This is a genomic window from Paenibacillus wynnii (assembly GCF_000757885.1).
GTDB lineage: Bacteria > Bacillota > Bacilli > Paenibacillales > Paenibacillaceae > Paenibacillus_AQ > Paenibacillus_AQ wynnii.
Genome location: NZ_JQCR01000003.1, coordinates 1187553 through 1213971, shown reverse-complemented (window position 1 = coordinate 1213971; position 26419 = coordinate 1187553). Strand labels below are relative to the sequence as shown.

At 43.0% G+C, this 26419-nt stretch carries 27 protein-coding genes, 1 pseudogene and 1 other annotated feature; of the genes and pseudogenes, 23 read left to right on the top strand and 5 right to left on the bottom strand.

The annotated features are described in order from the left end of the window. Nucleotide 1: 1 nt before the first annotated feature. The 10 genes from PWYN_RS20955 (at nt 2) to mobB (ending at nt 6971) form a co-directional block, all read left to right on the top strand. Complete coding sequence (locus PWYN_RS20955; protein WP_036655881.1) at nt 2–706, top strand: dihydroorotate dehydrogenase electron transfer subunit; 705 nt, start codon at nt 2–4, stop codon at nt 704–706. After that, nucleotides 699–1631, top strand: a complete 933-nt coding sequence (locus PWYN_RS20950) for a dihydroorotate dehydrogenase (RefSeq protein ID WP_036655879.1) — start codon at nt 699–701, stop codon at nt 1629–1631. Before PWYN_RS20955 ends, PWYN_RS20950 begins: the two co-directional genes overlap by 8 nt. 35 nt (nt 1632–1666) lie before the next feature. Then, nucleotides 1667–2005, top strand: coding sequence for a prenylated flavin chaperone LpdD (gene lpdD / locus PWYN_RS20945; RefSeq protein ID WP_036655877.1), 339 nt, complete (start codon nt 1667–1669; stop codon nt 2003–2005). Nucleotides 2006–2075: 70 nt separating this feature from the next. After that, complete coding sequence (locus tag PWYN_RS20940; RefSeq protein WP_036655874.1) at nt 2076–2744, top strand: PspA/IM30 family protein; 669 nt, start codon at nt 2076–2078, stop codon at nt 2742–2744. A gap of 113 nt (nt 2745–2857) precedes the next feature. Further along, nucleotides 2858–3262: a DUF350 domain-containing protein gene (locus PWYN_RS20935; protein WP_036655872.1), complete on the top strand. Its 405-nt coding sequence runs from the start codon at nt 2858–2860 to the stop codon at nt 3260–3262. A 39-nt stretch (nt 3263–3301) separates the two neighbouring features. Next, nucleotides 3302–3808, top strand: coding sequence for a DUF4178 domain-containing protein (locus tag PWYN_RS20930; protein ID WP_036655870.1), 507 nt, complete (start codon nt 3302–3304; stop codon nt 3806–3808). A gap of 73 nt (nt 3809–3881) precedes the next feature. Beyond that, nucleotides 3882–4112, top strand: coding sequence for a class-II aminoacyl-tRNA synthetase family protein (locus PWYN_RS20925; protein ID WP_036655868.1), 231 nt, complete (start codon nt 3882–3884; stop codon nt 4110–4112). A 181-nt stretch (nt 4113–4293) separates the two neighbouring features. Beyond that, the gene (locus PWYN_RS20920) at nt 4294–5037 is read left to right on the top strand and encodes an SDR family oxidoreductase (protein ID WP_036655865.1); all 744 of its coding nucleotides are present in this window, start codon (nt 4294–4296) and stop codon (nt 5035–5037) included. A 72-nt stretch (nt 5038–5109) separates the two neighbouring features. Further along, nucleotides 5110–6390: a molybdopterin molybdotransferase MoeA gene (locus tag PWYN_RS20915; protein WP_036655863.1), complete on the top strand. Its 1281-nt coding sequence runs from the start codon at nt 5110–5112 to the stop codon at nt 6388–6390. Between the two features lie 14 nt (nt 6391–6404). Further along, a complete protein-coding gene (gene mobB, locus PWYN_RS20910; protein ID WP_240479803.1) occupies nt 6405–6971 on the top strand; it encodes a molybdopterin-guanine dinucleotide biosynthesis protein B in 567 nt (188 codons plus the stop codon). 162 nt (nt 6972–7133) lie between these two features. Here mobB and xerS read toward each other — a convergent pair whose 3' ends face one another. Continuing rightward, on the bottom strand, nt 7134–8216 hold the full coding sequence (gene xerS, locus PWYN_RS20905; protein ID WP_036655860.1) for a tyrosine recombinase XerS: 1083 nt from the start codon (nt 8214–8216) through the stop codon (nt 7134–7136). 131 nt (nt 8217–8347) lie between these two features. On the opposite strand from xerS, the gene PWYN_RS20900 reads away from it, so the two are divergent. From PWYN_RS20900 to PWYN_RS20890, 3 genes are read left to right on the top strand one after another with little or no spacing between them, the layout of a single operon-like run. Continuing rightward, a complete protein-coding gene (locus PWYN_RS20900; protein WP_036655857.1) occupies nt 8348–8857 on the top strand; it encodes a GNAT family N-acetyltransferase in 510 nt (169 codons plus the stop codon). A gap of 14 nt (nt 8858–8871) precedes the next feature. Beyond that, nucleotides 8872–9621, top strand: a complete 750-nt coding sequence (locus PWYN_RS20895) for a class I SAM-dependent methyltransferase (protein ID WP_036655856.1) — start codon at nt 8872–8874, stop codon at nt 9619–9621. Nucleotides 9622–9654: 33 nt separating this feature from the next. Next, nucleotides 9655–10428: an SDR family NAD(P)-dependent oxidoreductase gene (locus tag PWYN_RS20890; RefSeq protein ID WP_036655853.1), complete on the top strand. Its 774-nt coding sequence runs from the start codon at nt 9655–9657 to the stop codon at nt 10426–10428. 112 nt (nt 10429–10540) lie between these two features. Here PWYN_RS20890 and PWYN_RS28820 read toward each other — a convergent pair. Then, nucleotides 10541–10772: pseudogene (locus tag PWYN_RS28820) on the bottom strand (winged helix-turn-helix transcriptional regulator). Between PWYN_RS28820 and PWYN_RS20885 the strand changes: the two are divergent. The 5 genes from PWYN_RS20885 to PWYN_RS20865 all read left to right on the top strand — a co-directional run bounded on the left by PWYN_RS20885 (nt 10768) and on the right by PWYN_RS20865 (nt 15930). Then, nucleotides 10768–11694: a zinc-binding alcohol dehydrogenase family protein gene (locus PWYN_RS20885; protein ID WP_036659032.1), complete on the top strand. Its 927-nt coding sequence runs from the start codon at nt 10768–10770 to the stop codon at nt 11692–11694. The pseudogene PWYN_RS28820 and the gene PWYN_RS20885 overlap by 5 nt on opposite strands. Nucleotides 11695–11918: 224 nt before the next feature. After that, complete coding sequence (locus PWYN_RS20880; RefSeq protein WP_036647612.1) at nt 11919–13202, top strand: IS110 family RNA-guided transposase; 1284 nt, start codon at nt 11919–11921, stop codon at nt 13200–13202. Between the two features lie 684 nt (nt 13203–13886). After that, nucleotides 13887–14510, top strand: coding sequence for a TetR/AcrR family transcriptional regulator (locus PWYN_RS20875; RefSeq protein WP_036655850.1), 624 nt, complete (start codon nt 13887–13889; stop codon nt 14508–14510). Between the two features lie 29 nt (nt 14511–14539). After that, on the top strand, nt 14540–15421 hold the full coding sequence (locus tag PWYN_RS20870; RefSeq protein WP_240479802.1) for a hypothetical protein: 882 nt from the start codon (nt 14540–14542) through the stop codon (nt 15419–15421). A 26-nt stretch (nt 15422–15447) separates the two neighbouring features. Further along, nucleotides 15448–15930 (top strand): flavodoxin domain-containing protein, encoded by a 483-nt coding sequence (locus PWYN_RS20865; RefSeq protein WP_036655848.1) that lies wholly within the window; start codon nt 15448–15450, stop codon nt 15928–15930. 396 nt (nt 15931–16326) lie between these two features. On the opposite strand, the gene PWYN_RS20860 is transcribed toward PWYN_RS20865, so the two are convergent. Then, entirely contained in the window at nt 16327–17106 is a 780-nt protein-coding gene (locus PWYN_RS20860; RefSeq protein WP_036655845.1) for an alpha/beta fold hydrolase, read from the bottom strand. Between the two features lie 335 nt (nt 17107–17441). After that, nucleotides 17442–17707 (top strand) — a binding site (T-box leader). A gap of 49 nt (nt 17708–17756) precedes the next feature. On the opposite strand from PWYN_RS20860, the gene PWYN_RS20855 reads away from it, so the two are divergent. The 4 genes from PWYN_RS20855 to PWYN_RS20840 all read left to right on the top strand — a co-directional run bounded on the left by PWYN_RS20855 (nt 17757) and on the right by PWYN_RS20840 (nt 21998). After that, nucleotides 17757–18323, top strand: coding sequence for a GNAT family N-acetyltransferase (locus tag PWYN_RS20855; RefSeq protein ID WP_036655843.1), 567 nt, complete (start codon nt 17757–17759; stop codon nt 18321–18323). Between the two features lie 88 nt (nt 18324–18411). After that, nucleotides 18412–18660, top strand: coding sequence for a hypothetical protein (locus PWYN_RS20850; protein ID WP_036655841.1), 249 nt, complete (start codon nt 18412–18414; stop codon nt 18658–18660). A gap of 458 nt (nt 18661–19118) precedes the next feature. Then, nucleotides 19119–21545, top strand: coding sequence for an RNA polymerase recycling motor HelD (gene helD, locus PWYN_RS20845; RefSeq protein WP_036655839.1), 2427 nt, complete (start codon nt 19119–19121; stop codon nt 21543–21545). A gap of 243 nt (nt 21546–21788) precedes the next feature. After that, on the top strand, nt 21789–21998 hold the full coding sequence (locus PWYN_RS20840) for an iron-sulfur cluster biosynthesis family protein (protein WP_338049218.1): 210 nt from the start codon (nt 21789–21791) through the stop codon (nt 21996–21998). Here PWYN_RS20840 and PWYN_RS20835 read toward each other — a convergent pair. Then, the gene (locus PWYN_RS20835; RefSeq protein WP_084146845.1) at nt 21979–23253 is read right to left on the bottom strand and encodes an MFS transporter; all 1275 of its coding nucleotides are present in this window, start codon (nt 23251–23253) and stop codon (nt 21979–21981) included. The genes PWYN_RS20840 and PWYN_RS20835 overlap by 20 nt on opposite strands. Nucleotides 23254–23316: 63 nt before the next feature. Then, a complete protein-coding gene (locus PWYN_RS20830) occupies nt 23317–24462 on the bottom strand; it encodes a winged helix-turn-helix domain-containing protein (RefSeq protein ID WP_036655836.1) in 1146 nt (381 codons plus the stop codon). Between the two features lie 523 nt (nt 24463–24985). Here PWYN_RS20830 and PWYN_RS20825 point away from each other — a divergent pair. Beyond that, nucleotides 24986–26419 carry a hypothetical protein gene (locus PWYN_RS20825; RefSeq protein ID WP_036655833.1) on the top strand — a complete coding sequence of 478 codons (1434 nt, stop codon included), beginning with the start codon at nt 24986–24988 and terminating at the stop codon, nt 26417–26419.

The following is a 26419-nucleotide window of genomic DNA, read 5'->3' as shown; positions in this document are numbered from 1 at the left end:
CGTGGGAACGGTGATTAGTAACGAGCGGCTGACAGATGGAGTGTATCGCCTCAGTGTTGAGGGAGGAAATGGAGGCAATATCGGGCAGTTCTACATGCTGCGTGCGTGGGGAGCCTATCCGCTTTTGTCAAGACCTATTAGCATAAACCTAGTGAACGACAATAGCATTGATTTTTTATACCATGTTGTAGGTGAAGGAACAGAGTTGTTATCCGAATTAAAACCGGGTGATGCGATCGGGCTGGAAGGTCCTTTCGGCAACGGCTTTCCTGCTGTAGAAGGAAGAATTGCTCTTGTAGGCGGCGGGATTGGGATTGCACCTCTTTTATATTGTGCGCGGGAACTTCCAAGCTGTGATGTCTATTTGGGATTTAGCCGTGAACCTTTTCAGATCGAAGATTTCCGCTCCCACACCGATAAGCTAACGGTGGATGTAGGTGGATTAATATTAGACAGCGTGGATTTTTCGGAGTATGACCATGTCTTTGTGTGCGGACCACATCCTATGCTGAAGGCAGCCCAGTTAAAGAGTATCGCAGCGGAGTCGGCAGGGAGTAGAACGAATGTATATCTGTCCATGGAGAATCGTATGGCCTGCGGTATAGGGGCCTGCTTGGTGTGCAGTGTTTCTTGCCGCGACGGTCAGCGTAAAGCATGTACGGATGGTCCGGTCTTTTTGGCCGAGGAGGTGGTCTTCCATGATTAATTTGAGCGCGAATATTGGACAAGTCCATTTTAAAAATCCTATTGTGATGGCCTCTGGAACCTTTGGGTTCGGACGGGAATATGGCAAGCTGTATGATGTGTCCAAGCTTGGAGGGATCTCCGGTAAAGGACTAACTTTAAATCCCAAAGCTGGGAATCCCGGAACTCGAGTATATGAAACTGCTTCAGGAATGCTCAATAGTGTTGGACTTGAGAATCCTGGTGTTGCTGCCTTTCTGGAGAAGGAATGCCCTTACTGGGAGACTCTTGATACGGTTAGAATGGTTAACCTGGGCGGTAATACAATGGATGATTATGTTCGCGGTGCGGAATTGATCCAGCAGGACGCCGATGCGAGAATGCTTGCCGGTAATAAGGCCGTGGATATGATTGAGTTGAATATTTCTTGTCCTAATGTTAAAGAGGGCGGCATTGCTTTTGGGGTCAAGACCTGTGCTGCGCAGGAAGTAGTCCGTGCCGTGCGCGGGGCAACTAAGCTGCCGCTGGCCGTTAAGTTGTCACCAAATGCGGAAGATATCGCAGATATGGCCTTCATGTGTCAGGAGGAAGGTGCAGATGCTATCTCGCTTATTAATACTATTTCCGGAATGAAAATAGATGTGCGCCGCAGAAGCAGTGTATTCAATAATTTGTATGCGGGTCTATCCGGGCCAGCCATCAAGCCGGTCGCATTAAGGATGGTTCACCAAGTTGCCAAAAGAGTAACTATTCCAGTAATCGGTATGGGCGGGATTACTTCTGCAACGGATATTATTGAATTTATTATGGCCGGTGCTACGGTAGTGCAGGTTGGGACTTATAACTTCATGAATTTACGGGCAGGTAACGAGCTTGTTGAGGAGCTTGAGCAATTTATGATTCAGGAAAATATTCGTTCTTTGGATGAAATTCGCGGAATTGTGTGAAATTCGGTTAATATAATGGGGAGGGGGATCAACCTTTGACTACTCCGTATGTTCACCAGGATGATATTGAATTGTCCGCAACGGTTGTAGGCCGGGATCTTTTACTTCTGATTACCGGAGGTGTCCGGCATATCGGTGCAACTAGCACTGCCTATATCGCAGGAGACCGTATCGAGGTGTTAACCTCCGCCGTGCCTCACCATAAAGAGCACACCCTCACGGAGACGATAGCAATGAGAGTAGCTGGTGCTACACGTCGGACAGTGACTGTTGTAATGGGAATTCATTATGATAATCTCTCTAAAGAGGGTATTATGGAAGTCGTTAAAATTGTCGAGGATAAGGTTAATCTATATTTGTTGCAACAAATTTGAAACGGGTTGAACCTTTCTGCGTAAAAGATAACAAATAAGGAATTCAAACTATCTTTTGGAGGAATGAACAATGTCGATTTTTAAAAGATTGCGTGATTTAACCATGTCTAACGTTAACTCGATTATTGACAAAGCAGAAGATCCGATTAAGATGACTGACCAATACATCCGTGATATGACAGAGGATTTGGAGGATGCCGAGAAAGCGGTAGCAGCCCAAATTGCCATTGAAAAAAAATTCAAGCAGCTCTATGAAGAACAAGAGGCGCTTGCAAATAAACGTAATCAGCAGGCACATGCTGCTGCTCAAGCAGGCAATGCCGATCTCGCACGCCGTGCGCTGGAGGAGAAAAAGTCAGCTGAAGTTAAACTTGCCGAGTACAAGACTAGCTTCGAGCAAAACAAAGCTTCAGCAGATAATCTTCGCGGCAAGCTTGAAGAGATGCGTAAACAGCTTACCCAAATGAAGAATAAACGCGAGACACTAGTTGCCCGTTATAATGCTGCTAAGGCACAAACGGAAATTAACAAGGCGATGAGTGGATTTAGCTCTGATTCAGCTTCTGCGGGACTGAAACGTATGGAAGACAAGATGCTGCAGGCTGAGGCACAGGCAGAAGCCAGCAACGAGATGAGCTCAGGCAGCAAATCACTGGACGATGAGTTCGAGAAATTGAGCAAGGATTCGGAAGTTGAAGATGAGCTTGCAGCTTTGATGAAACAATACGACAAGCAATAACATATATCTACTGCTAATAGCAGCTTTAGATTTACAGGCGAAGAAGAGACAGCAGTTACGTCTTTTCTTCGCCTTATCTATGCAGGTAAACCTGCCAACTGGAGGTTAAAACAGTGGATTTCCAACTTCTAGTATCCATGACAGTCTGGACAGTATGTGGCGCGGTACTGTTGTTTGTGTTGATGTATGTTGACTCCGTATTTACCCGATATCACGATTTAGAGGAAATAAAGAATGGCAATATGGCGGTGACTACTCGCTTCGTGCTGAAGTTATTGGCACAGGCTTACATATTATCGTCCTCGATCTCCGCCTCATCCAGGCTCAATGAAGCATTGATTGTCTCCTTGGTATCCTTTTTTCTTTTGCTCGTATTAGAGAGAACGGTTCGTTTATTGTTGTGGAAATGGGGTAGGATGAATCTGGATCACGGGACCCAGCAAGGCAAGATTGGATACGGCTTAGTTGCAGGCTCACTGCATATCGCCGGGGCGTTAATTATTTCCTCTTTTTTATAAATGTGTGTCGACAAAAGCTTATAGGAAGGTTGATGAAAAATGAGTATGTGGAAACGTATCGGAAATCTATTTTCCAAGTCTGAGCCTCCCGCTGTAGAGAAAAGTATGCTGCAATTGGCACCTGGAGACATCTGCGAAGTATCTCTGGTTACGTATGAGGTGACAGGACGTACCCATAATCGGGGACGGAATGCGGTTGTTCTAACTCTTCGCGACGGAATACACATTTCTTATCTGCATATAGAAGAACGGGAACAGCTGCAATATGGATTGTACAAACCGATAGACGGACGTCTGGATAATCCGGCGGCGGTGCCGGCTACACTTGAACTTGATGATCAGGTGTTTTATTTGGAAGAGGAATATGAAGGTCATGTGGCTGTAGTAGGTCAGACTCCATTTATGAACGGCGGGGATCAGCATGTATGGCAATATCAGACGGATGAATTTCGCCTGCTGCGAATAGAATGGCAGAACGGACGGTTTATGCTGTATGAAGGCGAGAAAGTGATCCCGGGGGATGTAAAGGTGATTCGGGCTTCTTAATTTGAAATTTATGGAACTTCCTTGATGGTGATGTGTAGATCTTTTAAGAAGATTGATTTAGGAGGGAAAGACGATGCCCGACAAGAAAGAACAACCCATGGATACAAAATCGTTTGCTAAAAACGTGGTGAAAGGTTTCACTATAGGCTCAGTGTTTGATCCAGACATGACGGAGAACGAAGCAAACCGAAATCCAGAGTTTACGACAAAAGAGGTAATTGATCATATTACCGGAAAAGAAAAACTTTCAGCTAAAGAACTAGAAGAGCTTAAAAAAGCAACAAAATATGTAAACTTTTTATAAAGGTAAAGGGGTTATAATACGAAGCCCATCTGATGAAGGCGATCAGCGGGGCTTTTCTTTTCGCATTAGAATGACAAAAAACAAATATTGTCACTTGAATTATGTTATTCACTAATATATAATCAACTCAACAGAAAAGTTATGGTGCTTACTTATATATAAAATTTGAGGAGGAATTACCATGAATAACAAATTATCAGGAAAAGTTGCGTTAGTGACAGGAGCTTCGCGGGGTATAGGACGGAGTATAGCCGAAGATTTGGCTCGTCACGGGGCAAAGGTTATCGTGAACTATTCAAGTAATCCGGCCTCCGCCGAAGAGGTAGTAAATGGTATTAAGCAAAATGGAGGAGACGCGCTGGCGATTCAAGCAGATATAAGCAAAGTGGTAGAGATTGAGCACTTGTTCCAAAAGACATTAGAAGCCTACGGACAACTTGATATTCTTGTTAACAATGCCGGTATCATGATTACTAAGCCCATTGCAAATATGACGGAAGAGGATTTCGACAAACAGTTTGCAATTAATGTAAAAGGTACATTCTTTAGCTGTCAGCAAGCTGCGAAGCATATGAATGTGAATGGTCGCATCATAAATTTTTCAACTTCTGTTATCGGTCAAATGTTCCCTACCTACAGCGTCTATGCGGGGACAAAGGGAGCTGTGGAGCAAATTACCCGTCAACTGGCTAAAGAACTAGGGCCCAAAGGCATTACCATTAATGCAGTGGCTCCAGGGCCTGTTAATACCGAACTCTTCACCGTTGGAAAGACGGCCGAACAAATTACCAACATCGGGAATATGAATTCGTTTGGACGATTGGGTCAACCTGAAGACATATCCAGTGTGGTATTATTCTTAGCTAGCCAGGAATCGCAGTGGGTAACAGGTCAGACGTTGCGTGTTAATGGAGGATTTGTATAAGAACATAACTATACTATCTAGAAACTCATGTTAAAATAGTGCTGTTGATACAGAACATGAGGAGGAGTGTTTATGCAGAGGAATCAGGATTTGGATAAAGATAAATTCCAGCGTAGAGCGCTTCAGGTCAAAGAGGCACAGGCTAGAGTAACCAAATACGCTAAGTTACTCGATGCTGAGTTTGTGCCGCTGAGTCAAAGCTGTGGGCGTTACTTGGTAGAGACAGTTATAGCCCCGCATCCCTTTCCTGCGTTTAACCGCTCAGGAATGGATGGATATGCATTAATTGCAGCCGACATTGAAGGATGCAGCAGCGATAATATAATCTGGCTTCAGGTAGTAGACAATATTCCCTGCGGTGCTGTTCCGTCAGTAGAGATCCGCACTGGAACATCGGCAAGAATTATGACGGGAGCTCAAGTTCCCGGCGGAGCAGATACGGTTGTTATGCTGGAAGTAACAGAGACGCGGGAGACAGACGGGATCACTTATGTGGGCATTCGCAAGGCGCAGGCTGCAGGTCGTAACATTACACCGCTCGGTTTTGAACTCGGTCCGGACGAGCCTGTTCTGGCGGCGGGTACCTTAATTTCGGCTGGAGACATCGCAGTTCTGGCGGCCTTTGGAGTTCATACCGTGAAGGTACATCGCCGGCCTAAAATCGGTATCTTTGCTACCGGAACTGAATTGCTGGAGGTGCATGAGCCGTTGCAGCCTGGTAAGATCCGCAACAGCAATTCACCCATGCTGGAGGCACTGGTTAGAGAAGCAGGGGGAGAGCCTGTTATGTTAGGTGCGATCGTTGATGATCTGGAGCTCGCACGGAGCAAGGTGCAAATGGCTATGGAAACATATGATTTCGTCATTACCACTGGAGGGGTATCCGTAGGTGATTATGATGTAATGGGCGATTTAGTACGGGAGCAGAGTACAGAAATGCTGTTTAATAAAGTAACCATGAGACCGGGGAGCGTAACTACAGCTGCTGTTCGTGGGGGTAAGCTGCTGTTAGCTTTATCCGGTAATCCAGGAGCCTGTTTTGTCGGGTTTCATCTATTTGCCCGCCCGGTCATCGGCCTGATGCAAGGATCTTTATATCCATATTTGCCGGAATGGACCGCTACGCTTGGGGAGGATTATTCAAAAGTTAATAATTACACCCGGTTTGTACGAGCTCGTTTGGAAATTCGTGGGGGAGCCCTCTTTGCTTATCCGGCAAGTATTGACGAATCATCCGTGATGGTGACTATCAAAGACAGTAATTGCCTTATTATAGTCCCCCCAGAGCAGCGGGGATTAACTGCTGGAGCTAAAGTGACTGTGATTAAACTTCCAGGAGAAATCGAGGGTTAAAGGCGGGAGATAGGGTGAGAAAGAGGAATGCAACAAGAGGGCGAGGCATACGCCGAATACATCGGGTGCCTGAAATCCCTCATAAGACTTCCGTCTGGCAGATTGTAGGCTACAAAAACAGCGGTAAAACCACACTGGTATGCGCCCTAATCGAACGGCTGCGTCAGCAAGGTTATACGGTTGCCGTAATTAAACATGATCATCACGGGTTTGAAATAGATCACCCTCACACGGATACGTGGCGTCAAAGAGAATCGGGTGCATCAGCGGTAGCCATTACCAACAGCATGCGGACGGCGAGAATCGAAGAGCAGGGAAGCGGGCTGCGGGAACTGGTTGAATCTTTCCAAAGCTATGACTATATACTGGTCGAGGGTTTTAAGAATGAGCATTATCCCAAACTAGTGCTTATTCATGAAAAAAAAGGGCTGGAACTGCTATCGCTAACAGCTGTTTCTGCATTGGTGGTATGGGAATCCATGTGGAGTACAGTAAATTCACTAAGGCCAACGGAAATTCCGCAATATGACATCAACGACATTCCTGAAATTACCCTACATTTGAGCCAACAACGATATTAATTTCCAGATTTCATCATATGAAAAATTCACAATAGAAAACCCAAAAATCATCGTTCTACCCTATATGCAACGTCTTGTAACCCACTCGTAAAAAGAAGCAGCCCCAACTTAGTCCATGATGGACGAATTGGGGCTGTTGTATGTTCGGGATAGACAAGATTATTAATTATCCAATCGGCGTTCAATCGCATGGGACATCGTTTTATCCGTTAGATGGGCGTATACCTCAGTAGTTTCCGTTGAAGCGTGTCCTAACTGCTCCTTGGTTTTATAAATATCATTTTGCAGATAATAGTCAGTTGCGAAAGAGTGGCGCAGCTTGTGTACGGTAAGATAGGGTTTGCCAAAACGTTTGGCATATTTAATGATCATCTCTTGTATAGCTCGTTTGGTCATACGTTTACCTTCAGATTGTCCATTGGGCAAGGTTATGAATAATGCCTTTTCTTTCTTCGGTGTTTTGTATCGGGTTTGTCGGAGGCTCAGGTATATCGACAGTTCATCTTTGGCTTGCTCCCGGAAATAGACCGGGGTTTTGAATGTTTCATCGTTATGCCCTTTACGAAATACATATAATAGCTTGTTTCCAAAATCCAGATCATCCACATTCAGATTTACGACCTCGGAAACACGCAAGCCGGAGTTCAGTATAAGACTAACAATACAAGCGTCCCGCTCCCGATTTAACTGAAAGGAGTAGTAAGCTTGCTTGTTGTTCATCACGTCGACTCCATAACCCTCCAGAATATAACCCACAAACTCTAGCAGCTCGTCCTCCTCCAGAATCTTACCCTTGAGCTTGGCGGCGGTATCCTTGGGTTTATGTATACGTTTGATTTCAACCTTAGCCATCACATTTCGTTTAAGCATTGGATAAAAGTTCTCATCTTCAGCAATCTGACTTAGATAATGAAATAAAGAACGTAAAGCAGACAGTTTACGGGATACAGTAACTTTGGTGTTAGTTCCTTCCATTCGAGTCATAAGGTGCAGCCGATATCCGACTACGCTATCCATATGGAGGATCTCTAGATCGTGCAAAGTTATCTCAGTATCTTTGGTAGCTTGTGTAAGTCCCTCAGCACGCAGCCAGCCGAAAAAGGACTCATAATCCCGTAGATATTCTAGCAGTGTAGAGGGTGAAAGGTCAGGCAGTTTATAATCAATAAATTGCTGAACAAAATTAGGCATATGCGGCAGCTTTTGTTCCAGCTTAATGCGGTCGCTATTCTTTTGAATACTCATGAGGCTTCACCTTTTTCATTGTAGGAATAAAGATTCTTTCTTTATCTTATCATGTGATTATTAAGGAATCGATTTTTGTGATAAAATACTACCAGTTGCGTATCTCCACGCGAATCAGACAGAGGTGAACTATGGAGCTTAGTTTAGAGCTGGTTTCAAAAGAACGAAAGCAAATGATCAGCAAGCTGATGCAGTTTTACCTGTATGATTTTACCCGTTATCTGGATTTCGATTTGAATGAGGAGGGAGTTTTCCCGTCTTATCCCGGATTGGAATCTTATTGGCATAGCGGAAATAATAAATACCCGTTCTTGATTATTGCAGACGGTAATTTAGCCGGGTTTGCACTGGTAGATCGGTTGCTCCGCAATCCTGAAGGACAGTTCTATATGACCGAGTTCTTTGTAATGCAAAAATACCGCCGTTCGGGAGTGGGTACATGGGCTGCGCACAGCCTTTTCGATATGTTTCCGGGGGACTGGAAGGTATCGCAGATTCGTGCGAATTCAGCTGCCCGTGATTTTTGGCATCGGGTTATCGGCTGCTATGCGAAGAATTCTTTTCAAGAACGGTTCAATCCGCAGCAGGGGAATCCCAGTCAGTATTTCAGTACATTACCAGCCAATCGAATCAAACAATAAGGAGCGCGCGCACTATGGAGCATGATCAATTTTCTTATATCGGACATTCCCGCCATAAATTCAACAATCCAATGTCTGAGGGTAAGCTAGACCAAGTTCTTTCACTGTTACAGCTAGAAGCAGATTCACAAGTCCTTGAAATCGGTTCAGGCCAAGGAGAGCTGGCTAGACGCTTGGTTCATCGGTATAATACCGAGCTGCATGCCGTAGAGAATAATACATATGCAATTGAGGAGGCTAAAAAACGCACCTCGGAGAACCCACCGGAGTCACGTATAGAGTGGATCCAACAAGATGCTGCTACCTACCTTTCGAGCGTAGAGGACGGATTTTATGATGTGGCTATTTGTATTGCCGCTTGTCATGCCCTAGGAAGTATGGAAGGAACACTGCGCCAGCTTTCAAGAGTGGTTCGCCCCGGAGGAATCATTTTGATCGGTGAAGGATATTGGAAAAAGAAACCGGATCCTTCCTATTTAGGAGCCTTGGGTTCAGAAGAGAATGAACTGCTGCGTTATGATTCTACCGTTCTTTTGGGTGAGCGTTATGGACTAACTCCATTATGGGCATCTGTTGCCAGTGAAGATGATTGGGATCGATTTGAATGGAATTACAGTCTGGCGATTGAACAATACTGTCAGGACCATCCGGAGGATCCTAACGTCAAGGAAATGCGGAACAAAATATGTGATTGGCGCCGTACATACCTGACCTGGGGCCGGGATACTCTAGGCTTCGGATTGTTTCTATACCGTAATGTGTAACTTTAGAGCGTACTAATTATAGGGGCTGATGACTTGTACTTACCTTCATTTAAACTTACAGGAAAAACTGCGTTAGTAACCGGAGCTGGAAAAGGAATTGGACGGGCTTTGGCAATAGGTCTGGCAGAGGCTGGCTGTAATGTAGCCTTGGTGTCCAGAACCTTAAGTGATTTGCAAGAAACCTCCGCCTTAATCTCAGAGCATACTTCAGCACAGAGCTATTGTTATCCTGCTGATGTAAGTCAACGGGATCAGATGGAGGAAGTGTTCGCACGCCTTACTGCAGATGCAGGACGATTGGATATACTCGTAAATAATGCCGGGATGAATATTCGTACACCTGCACTTGAGGTTACAGACCTGGAGTGGGAGACCATTGTGGGTACCAATTTAAAGTCTGCGTTAATAGCTTCACAGCTCGCGGGGAGAATGATGAAGGAGCAGGGTGGAGGCAGCATCGTTAATATCTCCTCTGTAGCCGGTCATACTGCGCTGCGTACTGGGGTGGTATATGCATCTACTAAGGCAGCACTCATACAGATGACCAAAAACCTGGCATTAGAATGGGGAGACTATGGTATTCGTGTGAATGCAGTAGGTCCGTGGTATTTCCGTACACCTTTGACAGAAAAGCTACTCGCAGATGAGCAATACTTAAAGCGGATACTGGATCGCACGCCGTTGGGGCGTATCGGTAGCTTGGAGGAGATTGTAGGACCGGTAGTTTTCCTGGCTTCCGATGCTGCTAACTATGTAACAGGACAGACGCTGCTGGTGGATGGCGGCATGAGTATATTTGGTTTCTAAAAAGGATTGGCAAACGCATTTCCGATTATGATCGCTCCGGGCAAGATTACGCAGTGGATAGCAATGAGCACCGCTCGGAGTTTCTTAGTATTACTTGATAAATTACATTCTCCTATTCACAGGACGAGGCATTCATTTCATTCTGCTTTGTGTTATAAGTACTGCCCCAATCCTTCAGAAGTAATATAATCTGCACCAGAGTTTGCCCGAAGTCCGTCAACGAGTATTCGACCTTTGGTGGGACTTGATGGTAAACTTCGCGGTGAACAATACCATCCTCCTCCAGTTCTCTTAACTGTAAAGTCAACATTCGTTGTGAAGCCCTTCCACTTTCCCCCGATCACATCTAAGGTACATTCAACCGGACATCCATCCTTATTTGAAGAGTCTCAATACCGGCAATTTTCAAAGCCGATTCCAGAAGGTAAGGATCTGCTCGTAAAAGTAAAAGCAATTTCAGTCAATCCGGTGGATGTGAAAGTACGGGCGCCAAAAGATAAAACGGAAGACTCACCCAAAATTCTAGGCTGGGTTGTTGCAGGAATTGTGGAGCAAGTAGGATCGGAGTGCACCCATTTTCACCCAGGTGATGAGGTGTATTATGCAGGCAGCATCACGCGTGCGGGCGGGAACAGCGAATATCATCTCGTAGATGAGCGGATTGTCGGAAAAAAACCGGCATTACTGGATTCTGCTCAAGCAGCAGCACTGCCGCTAACAGCGATCACAGCTTGGGAAGCGTTGTTTGATAGGCTAGGGGTATCCCGTAACCCGGAAGTTAACAAAGGGAAGGCGATTTTGATCATAGGTGCTGCTGGCGGTGTAGGTTCCATTGCGATACAACTGGCAAAATACGCAGGATTAACAGTAATCGGTACAGCCTCTCAACCGAAATCTACTGCATGGGTAAAAGAAATGGGAGCGGATCATACGATCAATCATTATGATGCTTTCGTGCCTCAATTAAATAAGGCCGGTTTCCAAAATGTAGAGTATATATTCTGTTTAAATAGCACGGAGCAGCATTGGCAGAACATGGCTGAGGCCATTGCTCCGCAGGGTAAAATTTGCTCCATAGTGGAAACGGATCAACCATTGAATCTAACCTTACTTAAGAATAAAAGTATTACGTTTGTGTGGGAGCTTATGCTTCGTACGACCATAACTGAAAGATTGAAGCCCATTCATGCGGCTAATTTAAGGAAGGCTCACGCCATTATAGAAGAAGGCAGAACGATTGGAAAGATCGTTTTGGAGGAATTTTAAGAGGGTTATACAACAGGGAATAAGAGAAACAATTCAAAGAGTTTACATAACATTCATTATGTAAACTATGATGATTATGATCAAAATAACAAAAAGCGAAAAGGAACGAAAGCATTCCTGTTGGCGTTAAGAAATGCAGTTTGCCAAAAGAAAGAGCGCCTCTGTAAGATAGAATCATGTCACGGCCAGTGACTAACAAAATTCATCTTGGGAGGACACTCACTATGGAGTTTAAACAAAGAAATAAACAAAATCAACAGATCGAAAGGATTACACCTAAACACGTGGTCATCGGTGTAGATATTGCTAAAGAAATTCATGTGGCTCGAGCTGTCAATTATCGTGGAATCGAAATAGGGAAACCTTTGAAGTTTGCTGACTCCAAGGAAGGCTTTATCCGGTTCCAGCAGTGGCTGGAGCACCTTCAATCCACTCATCGTCTAAACAATGTCTTGGTTGGAATGGAGCCTACGGGACACTACTGGTTCCACCTGGCGGATTGGCTTCTTGCGGAGTCCATTGATGTCGTATTGGTCAACCCGGCAACGACCAAGCGTAATAAAGAAAATCGGGATAACTCTCCCTCCAAAAGTGATATGAAAGACGCTTTAGTGATCGCCGATGTGGTCTCCCGAGGGTACTATACCGATTTGCCGCGAACGCCCGAAGTCTTCCAACGTTTACGTGTATCCATGAATTATCGGGAAATTTGTATGAAAGACCTAGTCATCATCAAAAACCGTATTACACGCTGGCTGGATGTGAGTTTTCCGGAGTACACCACCGTGTTTAAAGATTGGACCGTACCCCGTTCGCTAGCTACCCTGCAAGCCTTCCCTCTGCCAAGGGATATCAAGAATCTGGACTCGGAGAAGATGATTGCAGGCTGGAAGCCTTTTATGAAGCGAGTGGGTGGTTCCCGCGCCCTGCAAAAGGCGGCGGAGCTGCTGGCAGCTGCACGTCGCTCTGTAGGGCGTACGACGTGTCAGGAAGAAGAACGGCGCCAACTTGCGAATCTAGTAGCCGATTATCTTCGGCTAGAACAGCGGATAGGAGAGATGCAAAAGGAACTGATCAAACTACTGGAGGAGATTCCTGAATTGACCCAACGGCTCCGTTCGATTCAAGGTCTAGGCACGATTTGTATTGCGGCCTTATTGGCGGGAACGGGAAATCTGAAAACCTATACCCATGGTAACCAAATTCTTTCTCAGGCCGGTCTAAATTTGGCAGAGAAGAGTTCTGGTAAATACCAGGGCCAAGTCAAGATCACTGGACGAGGAAGGCCCCAACTACGTAAACACCTCTACCTGGGTGTCATCTCTCTAGTCTCCCAAAACCCTGCCTTTCGGGCTTGGCATGAGCATAATGTGAAACAAAAGAAGATGAAGCCCATGGCTTCCATTTTCAAGTTAATCGGAAAGCTCTGCCGCATCATTGTAGGTCTAGTCCGACAGGAGCGTTCCTTTGATCCAAAGGTCGCTAACCCCGCCCCACTGGCAGCTTAAGATTTATCGACGTTAATTTTTTCGCAAGGATTGGCTCATTTGCAGGATCGCTAACTAAAAGGAGCGTACCGAAGGCCGGATTAAATTTCCATAAGGGCCCAGACCCGCTACCTAAAGCATAACCGGCCTCCACTCCCTGGACAGGTGTAACGAAGGAATGAAAGGGCATAGACCCGTTGAGTCATGGGAGGGAAAACCTCCAGGGATCGAGTGGATCCAGCTCCTACATATCGTGAAACCAGGGAAATAACCCCTCCCTTGTTCCCGTATGCCCTCTGACAAGGAGGAGAGAAGGCTTTAACCGGCCTCACGCTCTTCCTCATCTGATTAGCAGAAAGATATCCTGCGAATGAGCGAGCATTTGAAAGGAAAATGATTAATACAGAGGGAGGGAAATTTGGAACTGTAGGAGTGATAGCGACCGCCTTTGTATCCGGATTTCAACCGCTAAGAGCGGATTAAATCAAAGAAATCTGGATACAACAGCGGCCGGAAGTCCAAATCTTCACGGTAGTAACGCCTGAGCCTTAAGTTAATATCTTAAGTTCATCTTATTATATATTCATTTTTAATAGGCAAAATAAGGATTGACGCATCGCTTAATTAAAGTGTATATTTAACACTGTTCAATACATTGAACAGTGTTATTTTTTTATTAAATCAGCGATAAGGATGAGCATTATAATGACTAAGGAAGCGAAAAAAGAACGTGAACGGGAAGAGATGCGGAACCTGATTTTGGAGGCTGCCAGTAGTATCATTGCAGCAGAAGGAGCAGATAAGCTATCCATTCGGAAGATTGCCCAAAAAATAGAATATTCTGCCGGGATTATTTACCACTATTTTCAAAACAAAAATGACATCATAGAACATCTTCTTCAAAAAGGGTATCAAGATATGGTCTCAGGTATCCGTTCCGCTCAAAGCGAAGAAATGGGAGGGGAACCAAGTCTCATTCTGAAACAATCTTTACAGCAATTTATTACGATGGCACTCAAGGAAGGTTCGCAGTACCCGAATGTGATGTTAAATGATTCCCCTGCGGTATTGAGTCACACCTCCGTATTGTTTAGAGGAGCTGCACAGGAACGTAAAGCGATAGGCATGTTATGTCATTGTTTAGGCCAATTTCAGCATATGAAAGACAAGGATCAGGAATATATTGAATTAACTGCCCAAGTCATTTGGAGCGCAGCATTTGGGTTGATTATCCGGTTGACGGTGGAGAAGGAACTTCCAGAAGAACAGAGTGAAGCTTTGATCTCTCATCATCTAGATACGATGCTGGTTATTGCGAATCAATCTTAAGTAGTAAATATGCGGTGGGAGTGAGCATTTTGATTAAGCATATGAAGTCAGTAGTTGTTCTAAGTCTAATCATTATTGTTTTATCGGTTGCTGCAGCGAGCTTCGGTTTGTTTTCCAGTAGCGGGACGGGTGAGTATTCATTTACGTCCATTCGGGGTGAGACGGTGCAGATTTATGGGAAAGGACTCTATTCACATGAATCCGTATCTATGGCGGCCCAGGCCAGAGCACAAGATGGTGTCACATTGTTCCTGGGTATACCATTACTGATCCTCTCCTTAATAATGACGCTACAAGGATTGATTAAAGGCCGCTTGATGTTAACCGGGACGCTGGGATTTTTTTTATATACCTATGCATCTTACTCATTCCTGGCTATGTATAACTCCATGTTTCTCGTGTATGTCACTTTGTTCTCAGCAAGCCTCTTCGCCTTTATTTTATCGATAACTTCCTTTGATAAGTCAACTCTGCACAGTTATTTTAATGATAAATTACCTGCGAAATCCATTGGTGCTTTTCTATGGTTCATTGGTTTTGTTATAGCTATGATGTGGCTGGGTAAGATTGTGAATCCTTTAATAGAGGGTTCTACTCCAGATATACTACAACATTACACAACCTTAACTATTCAAGCACTGGATCTTGCAATTATAGTACCGCTAGCTGTTATAACCGGTTATATGGTCATCCGTAGACAATCCTTCGGTTATTTATTGGCATCGGTTGTAATCATTAAAGGGGTTACTTTGTTGACATCGATTAGTGCGATGCTGGGTGCCATGATTTATGCGGGCGTTGATGTGTCACCTGCGGAGGTTATCATTTTTCCGGTTTTTAATGCAGGGATCATAGTATGTTTTATTATTTTACTGAAGAACGTCAGGGAAACAGGTACCACAACAATATAATGGAGAATACGAGAGGAGAAGTTCAAATGAAGACGATTATCGTATACACCTCGAAGTACGGATGCACGGAAAAAGCAGCGGATGTATTGAAATCACGAATGGGAGGAGAGGTGGAGGTTATTAATTTGCGGCTTGCACAAGAGCCATCGCTTCGGGAATATGACACAGTTATTCTGGGTGGATCGATTTATTATGGGAAAATTCAAAAGGAAATGACTGCTTTTGTAAATAAGGTAAAGCCTGAGCTTGCCAGCAAAAGAGTGGGATTCTTTATTTGTGCCGGAAATAAGGAGCAAGCCGCACAGGTACTGCAATCGGCATTCCCGGATGATCTGCTGCAAACAGCGGTAGCTACTGAAGTGTTTGGAGACGAGATATATTACAATAAACTGTCTCTCATGGATAAATTTATTCTGCGGATGGTAAAAGGAAAAGATCATAAGTCCGGATCGGGACTTTCCCTAGAAAATATTGAGAAATTTGCTCAATCAATGGCTCTATATAATTAAATTTCATCATATGAAAAATTCACAATAGAAAATCAAAAAAAATTGTATTAAAAAGGGATTCTATACTACCACAAAACTGAATGCAAGAAAAAGAGTGAATAATACGGGTCATTTAAAGGGCATCTACCTAGTAGGTGCTCTTTATGTCAGAAAAAAATAATGTTTTAGACTAAAAAATAAAGTGTTAGACCTGAAAAATAAAGTTGTAAACTGTGAAAATAAAGTACTAGACTGTCTAGGGCATTAAACTAACGGGCAGTTTAGTTGAACAAGATAAGTGGAGGTTTTATGTCGCATTTGACGCAAACTGTGCATCAAAAGAGAAAAACAGCCTTTAGGCTTTTGATTTAATCAATGCCTATAATTAGCTGTTTCAAAATCAACTGTTATGTATGTTCATTTTGTTTGTAAGCCTTTTTCAATTGCTTTAGCTAATCCTTTTGGGTTCTCCCAAGCCATAGAGTGCCCAGCATTTTTTACAATTTCGATATTAATATTGTGTGTGCTAAGTACCTCCATATCTGAATCTGGTAATGAGTTTTCTCCAAAGATAAAGGTTTTAGGACAATCGAGAGAGTACAGTTTCTCTCTCCATGATGGTTCTTCTCCTTTTACCGCTGATTTAGATATGAGATAGGCTGCTTTTGATGACCAAGAAGATAAGGCTGCTGCCCACATTTGGTTTCCGCTTGTCCGGCTATCTTGTACCAATTTGCTAAATTCATTTTCTAGAAAATCGTGCATATCAAAATCTGCAATATACTTGCTGGTTGAGCCTATGCTGCTTCTGTCTAAATTTGCTTCACTCAAAATTATTCTATCGATATGTTCTCGGCATTTAGTTGCTAAAGACAGTGCTACGGCTCCTCCTAGACTGTGACCGAATAAGACAAAAGATTCCAGTCCTATGGATGTAACAAATTCCGCAAGATATTCTGCATGATCGCTGACTGTGTAATTGAAGTCAGAGTTATCTGGTTTATCACTATAACCAGCACCTAAAAGGTCAACTAAAATACAACGGTGATTTCTTAGTACTTCCTGAGTTGCTACTTGCGGATAATCAAACGAGCTAGCACATCCAAGACCGTGAATAAATAAAATGGGTGTTTGCTCACCAGGGAAATCATTATAACGAAGCATACAATTCGCTGTTTTAACAAAAAACTCTTTCATTAATAAACTTCCTTTCTATATTGAACTGCTTTCAAATTTTACCATGTAAAATAGAATCTTTAAATATTCAATTGGTTATTTATTACGCAGTACGACGATATTGTGTAATAAAAGAAAGCGTGCTTGTTCAACTAACGAGGAACGTTAGTGGAATGAGCATCTGGAATGAACGGTTTTATTACGTTAACGGGCAGTTTACGCTAATTGCTAATTGCGGGAAATGGGTTTCTATAAGACCTGGTAGAGGCAAACATCCAGACTCTGCAAATGGAAATAATTCCTGAAAAATTTAATTGACCGTTAATATGGACAGGTGTAGTATATTCTATATATTGGAAATTGCTATGAAGAGAAAGAGTAGTTAGATTATTTCTTTTACAGAGAACCCCGTTAACTGAAAAGGGGTAAAGAAATGTCTTTCGAACATGGTCTCTGAGCTGCACATCGAACCCTTTATAGGAAGTAGGTTGTGCTGGGTGCACCCATTATTGTGCTAGGGTATAACCATCAATGAATTGATGTCGTACCTGCAAAGTTCAATATCGTGAGGTATTGATAAATTTGGGTGGTAACACGTGAGGATACAACTCTCGTCCCTTTTGGGGCGGGAGTTTTTGTATTGCCTAATTAATCATAAGGAGGTTGATGTTATGCAGATTGAAGATGTATTTGGCAATTTAACGAGTCTTGAAACAGAGCGCTTGATTTTGCGAAAGATTAAAATCGAGGATTTGATTGATATGTATGAGTATACTTCAGACCATATAGTTACGAAACATACATCATGGGATCATCATAAAACCATTGATGAAACAAGAAAATGGATTGAGTATATTATGGATTGCTATGAGAAGAAGAAAGTAACAAATTGGGGATTGGTTCATAAAGATTCACAAAAATTTATTGGTAGTTGTGGCTTTGCTTGGTGGAGTATCGAGCATTCAAAAGCTGAGATTGGATATGTATTGAATCCAAGATATTGGGGTCTTGGACTTATGACAGAAGCAATTAACAAAGTGATTGAATTTGGGTTTACAAGGATGGAACTCAATCGAATTGAAGCAACATGTAAACCTGATAATATTGGTTCTTGGCAAGTAATGGAGAAATCAGGGATGAGATTAGAAGGTGTATTAAGACAGTACATCAAACTAAGAGATGAGTTTATTGATGTTAAATTGTATTCTATTTTGAAGTCGGACTTCACTATAAAGTAAATGACGATTAAGCTATCGGGCAGTTTAGTTGAAACATTTTGGAAGTTAATTCGTAAATTTAGCAATAGTTTTTAAGGAGATGAAAAGTATGAAAATAGAAATTGAGGTTAGAGCATTTGGAGAAGTTGAATTTCAAGGTACTGAAGATGCTTATAAAGGTGTCGAACTAATGCGTGTACATAAACTTTCTAAAGATACAACATTAGGTGAAGTTGAGACTCTATTATCTACGCTATTTGGAGAAGTTGAGAATGGTTATAATAATCCAAAGCAATGCCTCGGTAAAATCACAATTCGAGCAAAAAAAGAAAATGGTGAAATTGTATATTTAGGTTAGAAGGATTGTTGAGAACTAATGGGAAACGTTAGTTCAATAAAAACAGCGATAGCTAAGGACTTTATTTTCTTGTCCTTTGCTATCGCTGTTTCAAATCTTAGGGTCAGTCTAAACTTGTTCTATGGAGTCTAAGGTATGACATTTCGAAAAGCCATGTGGAATAAAGACATTCAGTCTAATACTTTATTTTCTGCTGACACTTTGAACGTGCCCCCATAAATGACCGATTGCATGAGACGAATAAAAAAACCCGGCAGACTTTGCCGGATTCTCGAGTTCAACTATGAAGATAGATTGCTTAAAAAGAAGCATTATGGTATTGTTAAATCAATATTGTTTTTTTGCATAAATGAACAAAGTTATAACATCTTATTTACACCTTAATCTTAACACACTGCATTACGGGTTGTCAAACTTTCTTTTTCTTCAAATTTAAATGAAGGGGTGTATGTAGGAAGATGATAAGCGCGGTGGATTGGCAGCAAGAACAGGAGCGGCTAGAATTGGTTATGGAAAAACTGCGTTCGAGGATTGCTGAATGGGAACCGGAGGTTACCGGGCTGCACGATCAGGTAGCGGACATTCGCAAGCGGTTCTGGGAGGAAGTGTCGGTCAACACGAGCACAGATGAAGATTTCGAAGAGACCTTTTATAGTATAAAGCAGCAAGAAGCGTTGTTATCTGAACGGGAGCGCAGTCACCGACTACGGATGCAACGCTTCAACAGCATGAAACGGCTGCTATCGTCTCCTTACTTCGGGCGCATCAATTTTCAAGAGGATGGCCTGATCTTAAGCGAGCAAATATACATCGGAGTATCGTCCTTTATCGAAACAGATGGTATGAGCTTTCTGGTCTATGACTGGCGAACACCAATTGCAAGTATGTACTACGACTATTCCCCGGGGGCGTCCGCCTATGAAACGCCGGGGGGGCTAATCACGGGTACAATGACGCTGAAGCGGCAATATCAGATCCGCGACGGTCAGCTTCAGAATGTGTTCGACACGAGCTTAACCATCGGCGATGAATTGCTTCAGCAGGTGCTTGGCAAGGGAGCGGATTCACAAATGAAGAGCATCGTGGTGACCATCCAAAAGGAGCAAAACGCTATTATCCGCAACGATAAGAGCCGTATGCTCATTGTGCAGGGTGCGGCAGGCAGCGGAAAGACGTCCGCGGCGCTGCAACGGGCAGCGTACTTATTGTATAAACACCGAGATAGGCTCAAGGCAGACCAGATCGTTCTTTTTTCGCCTAATCCAATGTTTAACAGTTATGTTTCCACGGTTCTTCCCGAGCTCGGTGAGGAGAACATGCAGCAGACGACTTTTCAGGAATATCTTGCGTATTGGCTCGGATCCACGATGCGACTAGAGGATCCGTTCGAGCAGATCGAATATATCCTCACATCCAAAGTATCGCAAGAGTATGAAGCACGGATGATAGGAATGAAATATAAGGCTTCTGAAGATTTCCTGCATGCTCTCCAAAACTATGCGCAGTGGCTAGAAAAGGAAGGCATGTGCTTCCACAGTATCCGTTTCCGGGAACGCGAGTTGATTACCGCGGAGCAAATGAACAGTCAATTTTACAGCTACGACAGTTCTATCCGGCTGGTGAATCGCATCGCTCTGCTGCAGGAATGGCTGCTGCGAGAACTGACATCCCTAGAGCGTAAGGAGCAGGAGGCGAATTGGGTTCAGGATGAACTCGATTACCTTGACAACGAGCAATATGCCGAAGCCTACAATGCGCTGCTCAAGAAGTATCAGCGAGAAGCGGTGGTCTTCGACTTTACCGAACAGTATGTGGAAATGTATGGCGAGCTACGTGGGAAGGAGCAGGGGGAAGAGAATGTCTTCGACTTAACCCTGCAGCAAGAAGAGCTGCTGCGCCGAATGATCGTGAAGGAACACTTCAAACCGCTGAGACGGGAGGTGAAGCGATTTATGTTCATAGATGCAATCGGGCTGTATGATCAGTTGTTCGGGGATGATGCCGCTTACCGTAAGATGACGAATGAGACCGAAGTACCCGATCAGTGGCCCGAAATCTGTAAACAAACGAGGGAAAAGCTTAAATCTTCCGAATTGTTTTATGAGGATGCGACCCCCTTCCTGTATCTAAAAGAACTCGTAGAGGGCAGACGGACGAATACGGAAGTGCGACATCTATTTGTCGACGAAGGACAGGATTATTCGCCGTTCCAATACGTGTTTCTCAAACGATTATTTCCTCGTGCCCGAATGACAGTGCTTGGCGACTTCAACCAAGCGATCTTTCCCCAAGCAACGAATCTGCAAGAGGCTGATTCGCCTTTGATTCGACTTTACGGTGAAGAGGAAACGAGCCTGATCCACCTTGTCCGAAGTTATCGTTCAACTCACGAGATTGTTGAGTTTACGAAGTTGCTTTTATCAAGCGAAGAGATCGTGCCTTTTGAAAGGAGTGGCAAAAAGCCGTACCTCCTGAAGGCTGATAGCAGTGAAAAGCGAGCGTCGCGAATAATGGAGGACCTCGCGGCTCTTAAAGTAGAAGGCTTCGATACCATCGCCGTCATTACGAAAACAGCAGCCGAAAGCCGTGAGGCCTATGAAGCATTGACAATACAGGGTTGTCAGGCTCTACGGCTTATTACGAAGGAGACGCTCACCTATGAGAAGGGAACATTGGTTATTCCCGCATATCTCGCAAAGGGAGTTGAATTCGACGCCGTGTTGATGTACGATGCGTCTTCGCGGACGTATCATCGGGAAAGCGAGCGTAAGCTCTTTTATACAGCGTGCACGCGCGCGATGCATCGGCTGCTGCTCTATTCGATAGGGGAATGGACACCCTATATCCAGGCATTGGATACGTCTTTCTATGAGCTCGGGCAATAAAACACCGTACTTTTCAACTGTCATAATAGAAGTGACTGCCGTCACAGGTGTCCTACGGATATTGGAAATATAATCTGTGATAATGTCTTCGAACAAAACTAGAATATACTTAGATATAAAGGAGAGACATTCCATGATTATTAAATTAAACGACCTGACCACTAAACGATTAGAAGAGAGCCTTGCAGATCAACCGGGTTCTTTAAGATCTTTTATGATACAGAGGGATGTGGCTGCAATGGAGTGATTGTCATCTTAATCGTGAGTGAGCCTCTTCATACGGACATTGAAATTCAACAAGAACCGTTCGTGTTCTTATGTGACCGTCAGCAGGAATCTTTGTTTGATGAGATCATGCGTCTGGAAGCGGACGAGAACTATCCTTCATACAAGTTAACTAGCGATTCCAGTCTATTCAGTAACAATATTAGAATTAAAGACACTCGTCTGTAGAGCTTACCAAAATCCTCTCTTTTTCTAGAGTTCTTTGCACCCGTAAACGATACATTCCAGCAATCAAGGACGTCAAACATCCTACAATTAAGAATACACCTCCGGCTCTAATCCACTCTGCTGCAAAAGCACCCAAAATAGGGGCAATTAACATAGAGCCGGTTTGCAGCGCATTGGAGAGAGCACTTACAGGAACAATCGTTTTATCTGTAGTTTCCTTCTGCAGCAGATATCCAAAGGGAACCAAGGAATAGGCTCCACAGGCGCCCAGAAGAATGCAAATGATCACCCAGAACCCTATTTCATTCGGAAACCAACCTAGGGCTCCGATTCCCACGACACCAACCAAAACCCCGGTAACCATTCCTGACCATGTCATTCTGGATAAAGGATGCTGCTGCCATCCGTTCCATTGTCCAGCTGCAAGTGCACCAAGCACACTGCCGATTCCAACGGACCCGATAATCAGACCGAATTGGCTTTTATCCATTCCAGCCTCCTTTGCAACCATAACGAATAGACCATCATACACAAAGACTAGGAAGAAGAGGAGCGTTGAATATATTATCCCTGCTTTCAATTCAGGGCGTTGGGTAACATGGCGCCAAGCCTCACGCATAACAGATTTAGAGTTGCCCTCCTCCTTCGTTTCACTAGGAACTGACCATTCTCGAAGCCCGAAAAGGACCAGTGCAGATACAGCATAACAGCAGGCTCCAATTAAAAAGGGTGAGCGGTCTCCCCAGAGTGCGAGCAGTCCACCACCGACCATTGGCCCAACAATTTTCATAAGATTAACGGACAGTTGGCTTAAAGAAGAGGATTGTGCCCATTGATCGGGTTCAGTTAGGTTTTTCACAGCAAGTTGTCTAATCGGATCAAAAACTGAACTGACGCTCATTTTGAGGAATACAAATAGAAGAAGGATGGCAAGCGATTCGGACCAAATCAGCCCAAGGAGAAGGAATGCTCTTAGGATGTCACAAAGAATAAGTATTCTGCGTCCCGAAAAGCGACTGCAGCGTGCGCTTAGAAGTGGACCCACTATAACCCAAGGAAGCCCCATGGAGACAGACAACGCTGCTAAGGCAAGAGAACCCTGGCCCCAGCCATATACGATTAAAGTACCTAACGCTACGAAGTCTAACCAATTGGCTAAATCCGATAACAGTTGACCTACAAATAATCTTCGAAATTGCGGGCGCTGCAACGGGGACCAAAAAGCTTGTTTCTTATTTTTTATTACAGATTCCATATAAACCTCCAACATGTTTTTCTTAAGAGTAAAGGTTCCATGTCAGAGGAATATCAGAGGGAATCATAAATGTACTGATAAATAGGAATGTAGAAACTGATCCATTTGATCCTTCGCTTCAGCAATCCCAAAGTGTATCAATAGGCGACCCCATTCTTTGTCGAAGGTTTCGTAAAGTTCCTGCCACTCGAAAGTTTTGGAGAAATACAGGATGGTTTGCAAACCCCTAAGTAAATGGGTGGTGAAATGAGTTTCTTTTATAATTGAAATTCCTTCATTCATTTGCCGGATGGCTTCCTTGTGATCTAATGGGTATAATGCTAAGCCTTTGTAAATAAGGAGTTGTCCTTTTTCTCGCAAATAGGGATACTTGTTCCATTGTTCTTCTGCCCACAGAATATCTTTCTCAAGAGCAGACCAATTCTGTGTATGGAGATCATACTCCAGCTTCATATTGTTCACGTAAGGGATTAATCCGTCCCACCCCTGGCGTTCGACTTCAACGGCGAGGGCATCCAGCTTTATCTTAGCTCCCTTAAAGTCCCCCCAGTCCATAAGTATGGAAGGGTAGATGATAACCTCAATTTCATGATGTAAAAGGGGTGAGAGAACTTTACCTCGAAGAGCCGCTTCCAGATATTTCCGATTTCCACTAGGGTCGATCATCTGGTACAGAACCAGCAAAGTGAAGAGACGTTCCTCTATAGGTAAAGGTCCTTCTTCCAAGAGAACTTCGACACCACCCTGCATTAGATCGACGATGACCTGAAGAGGACTTTCCAGTTCAAACCCAAAAATCTCTTTATTCTGAGCTAAAGCAAAGAGAGCATCCCCGCGGCCATACCTGAGATACATGTCTGATATATCCCGCATGTCTTCTTTATATGTAAGATTGTGAAGCAGTGGATTTTCTTGATGCTGTGATTTCAATAGTTGTAACCGGTACCCTAAGCCCCGCACCGTTTCAATACTGATCATAGGTTGCCAGGCCCGCAGTTTTTTGCGCAAACGATAGATATGATCATCCACGGTACGATCTGTAGGTTCCTCTAATGTCCATACCGCATTTAGCAGCTGTTCCCGAGATAAGGTTTGGCTTTTATTTAGATACAAGTACTCCAATAACGCGAACTCCATGGGCAAAAACAAGAGAGTGCTGTTATTCCATGTTACCGATAAAGTACTAGGGTCCATCTGAAATGGATTCATGCAGGTTTGTTCTCCTTACCGATTTTAGATGATTTTATGATTTGTGGAGAAAGTCTCTGCAAGCTTTCCACAGATATGTCCAAGAGCTTTCATTTTTAGCATTGGGGGCTTCCCTTTCTACTATCGATAAGTCTTTTTTAATACGCCCTGAAAGAATGAAATGAAAATATTATCCAACAAAAAAACATCACCTAAACTGTAATTTAAGTCATGCTTTTTGTTATCAATCAGTTCTCAAAGCTATAATCCCACGTTGAAATAATGGATAGTTTAATTTTAGTATATATAGATATCAATCCGCATGAAAAGATATACTTTTCCACATATAGATATATGAAATCATTTTATGATATAGGAATATAGTCTTTATTTATCGATATAGCATTGCTATAATGAGAACATAAGTTCCTGATATATATCCTTTTTTATATATCAACATCCAAAGTATAGAAAGAAAAAGGAAAATTGAAGAAAATGTCGAATCTCCATAGTACATTAGATTTATTTTTAAGGATGGAAGCCTATGGAGAGAAGTATTATTAGTCATGTGGTTGGCGAACAAAGTAAAGGTGAGCGTCTTCAACGACTAAGAGCGATAAGATTGATATTTGAAGAGCTGGAAAAATCTAATTCTATTTGTGTTCTTGTTGCTTGTGAGCATCTAGAAGATGTTTATATGCATGTTGAAGATACTGAGGGAACACAAAAAGAATACATTGAAAGTGACAAAAGTTATGAATCTAAGCCATTTTCTTTGAATTCTGATGAAGTTAAAAACAGCGTAGTCAGTTTTCTAGACTGTTGGTTAAGGCACGGTAAAGGTATAAGATTCGGTTTTTATACTAATACAACCATAACCAATGAAAGAAGTACTGACTTGTTAAAAAGAGAAAATCTTGAACTTCCTGACATGCCTCTGCTCGAATTATTAATCAGTAAAAGATATGATGAGGTACTTCCTTTTATTAAATGTATAGTTATGGACGATTACGAAAAGCAGTATGCCCGAAATAAACACAAAACTGGATATTTCGATGTGATACAAGTCTTTACAGATGAAATGTGGATTCAATTCTGTAATCAGATTGATTGGAGATTTGAGCAAGAAGATGAAAATGAGTTGGAACTATTTTTATTAGAAAAAGTTAAGACATGCAGCCTCTATACCTCAATAACAGTATCGGGAAGAGAACAATATATTATTGATGCACTAGATAAAGAATTAGAACGAAGACAGGGTAAAACTGACCCTATCCACCGTATGATTAATACCGACACAGTAAGAAATAAGTTCCTTGAAGTAGGGACAAATACAACAAGTAAATCATTAGATCCTTGTTATGAAGAGTGGGAATTAATGGATAAGCCTTTTGATGCCAGAGGTATCATTCAGAAGATATTAGAAGTTTCTCCTGAATATGATCCACAAATGTTTGAAATTTTTGCCCGAAAGATTGGAACTATAAAAAAACAATTATTACGTACTAATCATCAAGAACGTGGAGCATATCTTTACCGTGTATTTGAGGCTTGTGAAGAGAAGCTTATTCGCGTTATTCGTAAGCAAATTCAAAAACACGATGTTGAGCCACCGCAAATTGAAAAACGCATTGTTGAGCCTCTGCGAATCAAAAAGCACAATGCAGAACCACTGAGAATTCAAGAGTATGATACAGAGATAATGCAAATTCAAGAGCAAGATGTTGAATTAAATTATGATGCTAAATTTAAATTACTGAAATCCCAAATGCATGAAGTTGTATCTATGCCACTTGAAATGCAAAAGCATGATGTTGAACCACCACTTATTGATGAATTTATAGAAATATTGGTGCATTCGGCTAAAAGTCATTTAGATGATTGGGGGAAGGATTACGAGTATCCATTTAAAAGCGAAAGTGCATTAAGGGATACTATCTACGAATTATTTGATACTTGCTATTTGGCTTTTGATTAG

What these genes read in the sequence shown, in the direction of transcription:
- PWYN_RS20950 (WP_036655879.1), top strand. Translation starts at nt 699, where the DNA reads ATGATTAATTTGAGCGCGAATATTGGACAAGTCCATTTTAAAAATCCT.
- PWYN_RS20940 (WP_036655874.1), top strand. Translation starts at nt 2,076, where the DNA reads ATGTCGATTTTTAAAAGATTGCGTGATTTAACCATGTCTAACGTTAAC.
- PWYN_RS20930 (WP_036655870.1), top strand. Translation starts at nt 3,302, where the DNA reads ATGAGTATGTGGAAACGTATCGGAAATCTATTTTCCAAGTCTGAGCCT.
- PWYN_RS20925 (WP_036655868.1), top strand. Translation starts at nt 3,882, where the DNA reads ATGCCCGACAAGAAAGAACAACCCATGGATACAAAATCGTTTGCTAAA.
- PWYN_RS20920 (WP_036655865.1), top strand. Translation starts at nt 4,294, where the DNA reads ATGAATAACAAATTATCAGGAAAAGTTGCGTTAGTGACAGGAGCTTCG.
- PWYN_RS20915 (WP_036655863.1), top strand. Translation starts at nt 5,110, where the DNA reads ATGCAGAGGAATCAGGATTTGGATAAAGATAAATTCCAGCGTAGAGCG.
- xerS (WP_036655860.1), bottom strand. Translation starts at nt 8,216, where the DNA reads ATGAGTATTCAAAAGAATAGCGACCGCATTAAGCTGGAACAAAAGCTG.
- PWYN_RS20900 (WP_036655857.1), top strand. Translation starts at nt 8,348, where the DNA reads ATGGAGCTTAGTTTAGAGCTGGTTTCAAAAGAACGAAAGCAAATGATC.
- PWYN_RS20895 (WP_036655856.1), top strand. Translation starts at nt 8,872, where the DNA reads ATGGAGCATGATCAATTTTCTTATATCGGACATTCCCGCCATAAATTC.
- PWYN_RS20880 (WP_036647612.1), top strand. Translation starts at nt 11,919, where the DNA reads ATGGAGTTTAAACAAAGAAATAAACAAAATCAACAGATCGAAAGGATT.
- PWYN_RS20875 (WP_036655850.1), top strand. Translation starts at nt 13,887, where the DNA reads ATGACTAAGGAAGCGAAAAAAGAACGTGAACGGGAAGAGATGCGGAAC.
- PWYN_RS20865 (WP_036655848.1), top strand. Translation starts at nt 15,448, where the DNA reads ATGAAGACGATTATCGTATACACCTCGAAGTACGGATGCACGGAAAAA.
- PWYN_RS20860 (WP_036655845.1), bottom strand. Translation starts at nt 17,106, where the DNA reads ATGAAAGAGTTTTTTGTTAAAACAGCGAATTGTATGCTTCGTTATAAT.
- PWYN_RS20855 (WP_036655843.1), top strand. Translation starts at nt 17,757, where the DNA reads ATGCAGATTGAAGATGTATTTGGCAATTTAACGAGTCTTGAAACAGAG.
- PWYN_RS20850 (WP_036655841.1), top strand. Translation starts at nt 18,412, where the DNA reads ATGAAAATAGAAATTGAGGTTAGAGCATTTGGAGAAGTTGAATTTCAA.
- helD (WP_036655839.1), top strand. Translation starts at nt 19,119, where the DNA reads ATGATAAGCGCGGTGGATTGGCAGCAAGAACAGGAGCGGCTAGAATTG.
- PWYN_RS20835 (WP_084146845.1), bottom strand. Translation starts at nt 23,253, where the DNA reads ATGGAATCTGTAATAAAAAATAAGAAACAAGCTTTTTGGTCCCCGTTG.
- PWYN_RS20830 (WP_036655836.1), bottom strand. Translation starts at nt 24,462, where the DNA reads ATGAATCCATTTCAGATGGACCCTAGTACTTTATCGGTAACATGGAAT.
- PWYN_RS20825 (WP_036655833.1), top strand. Translation starts at nt 24,986, where the DNA reads ATGGAGAGAAGTATTATTAGTCATGTGGTTGGCGAACAAAGTAAAGGT.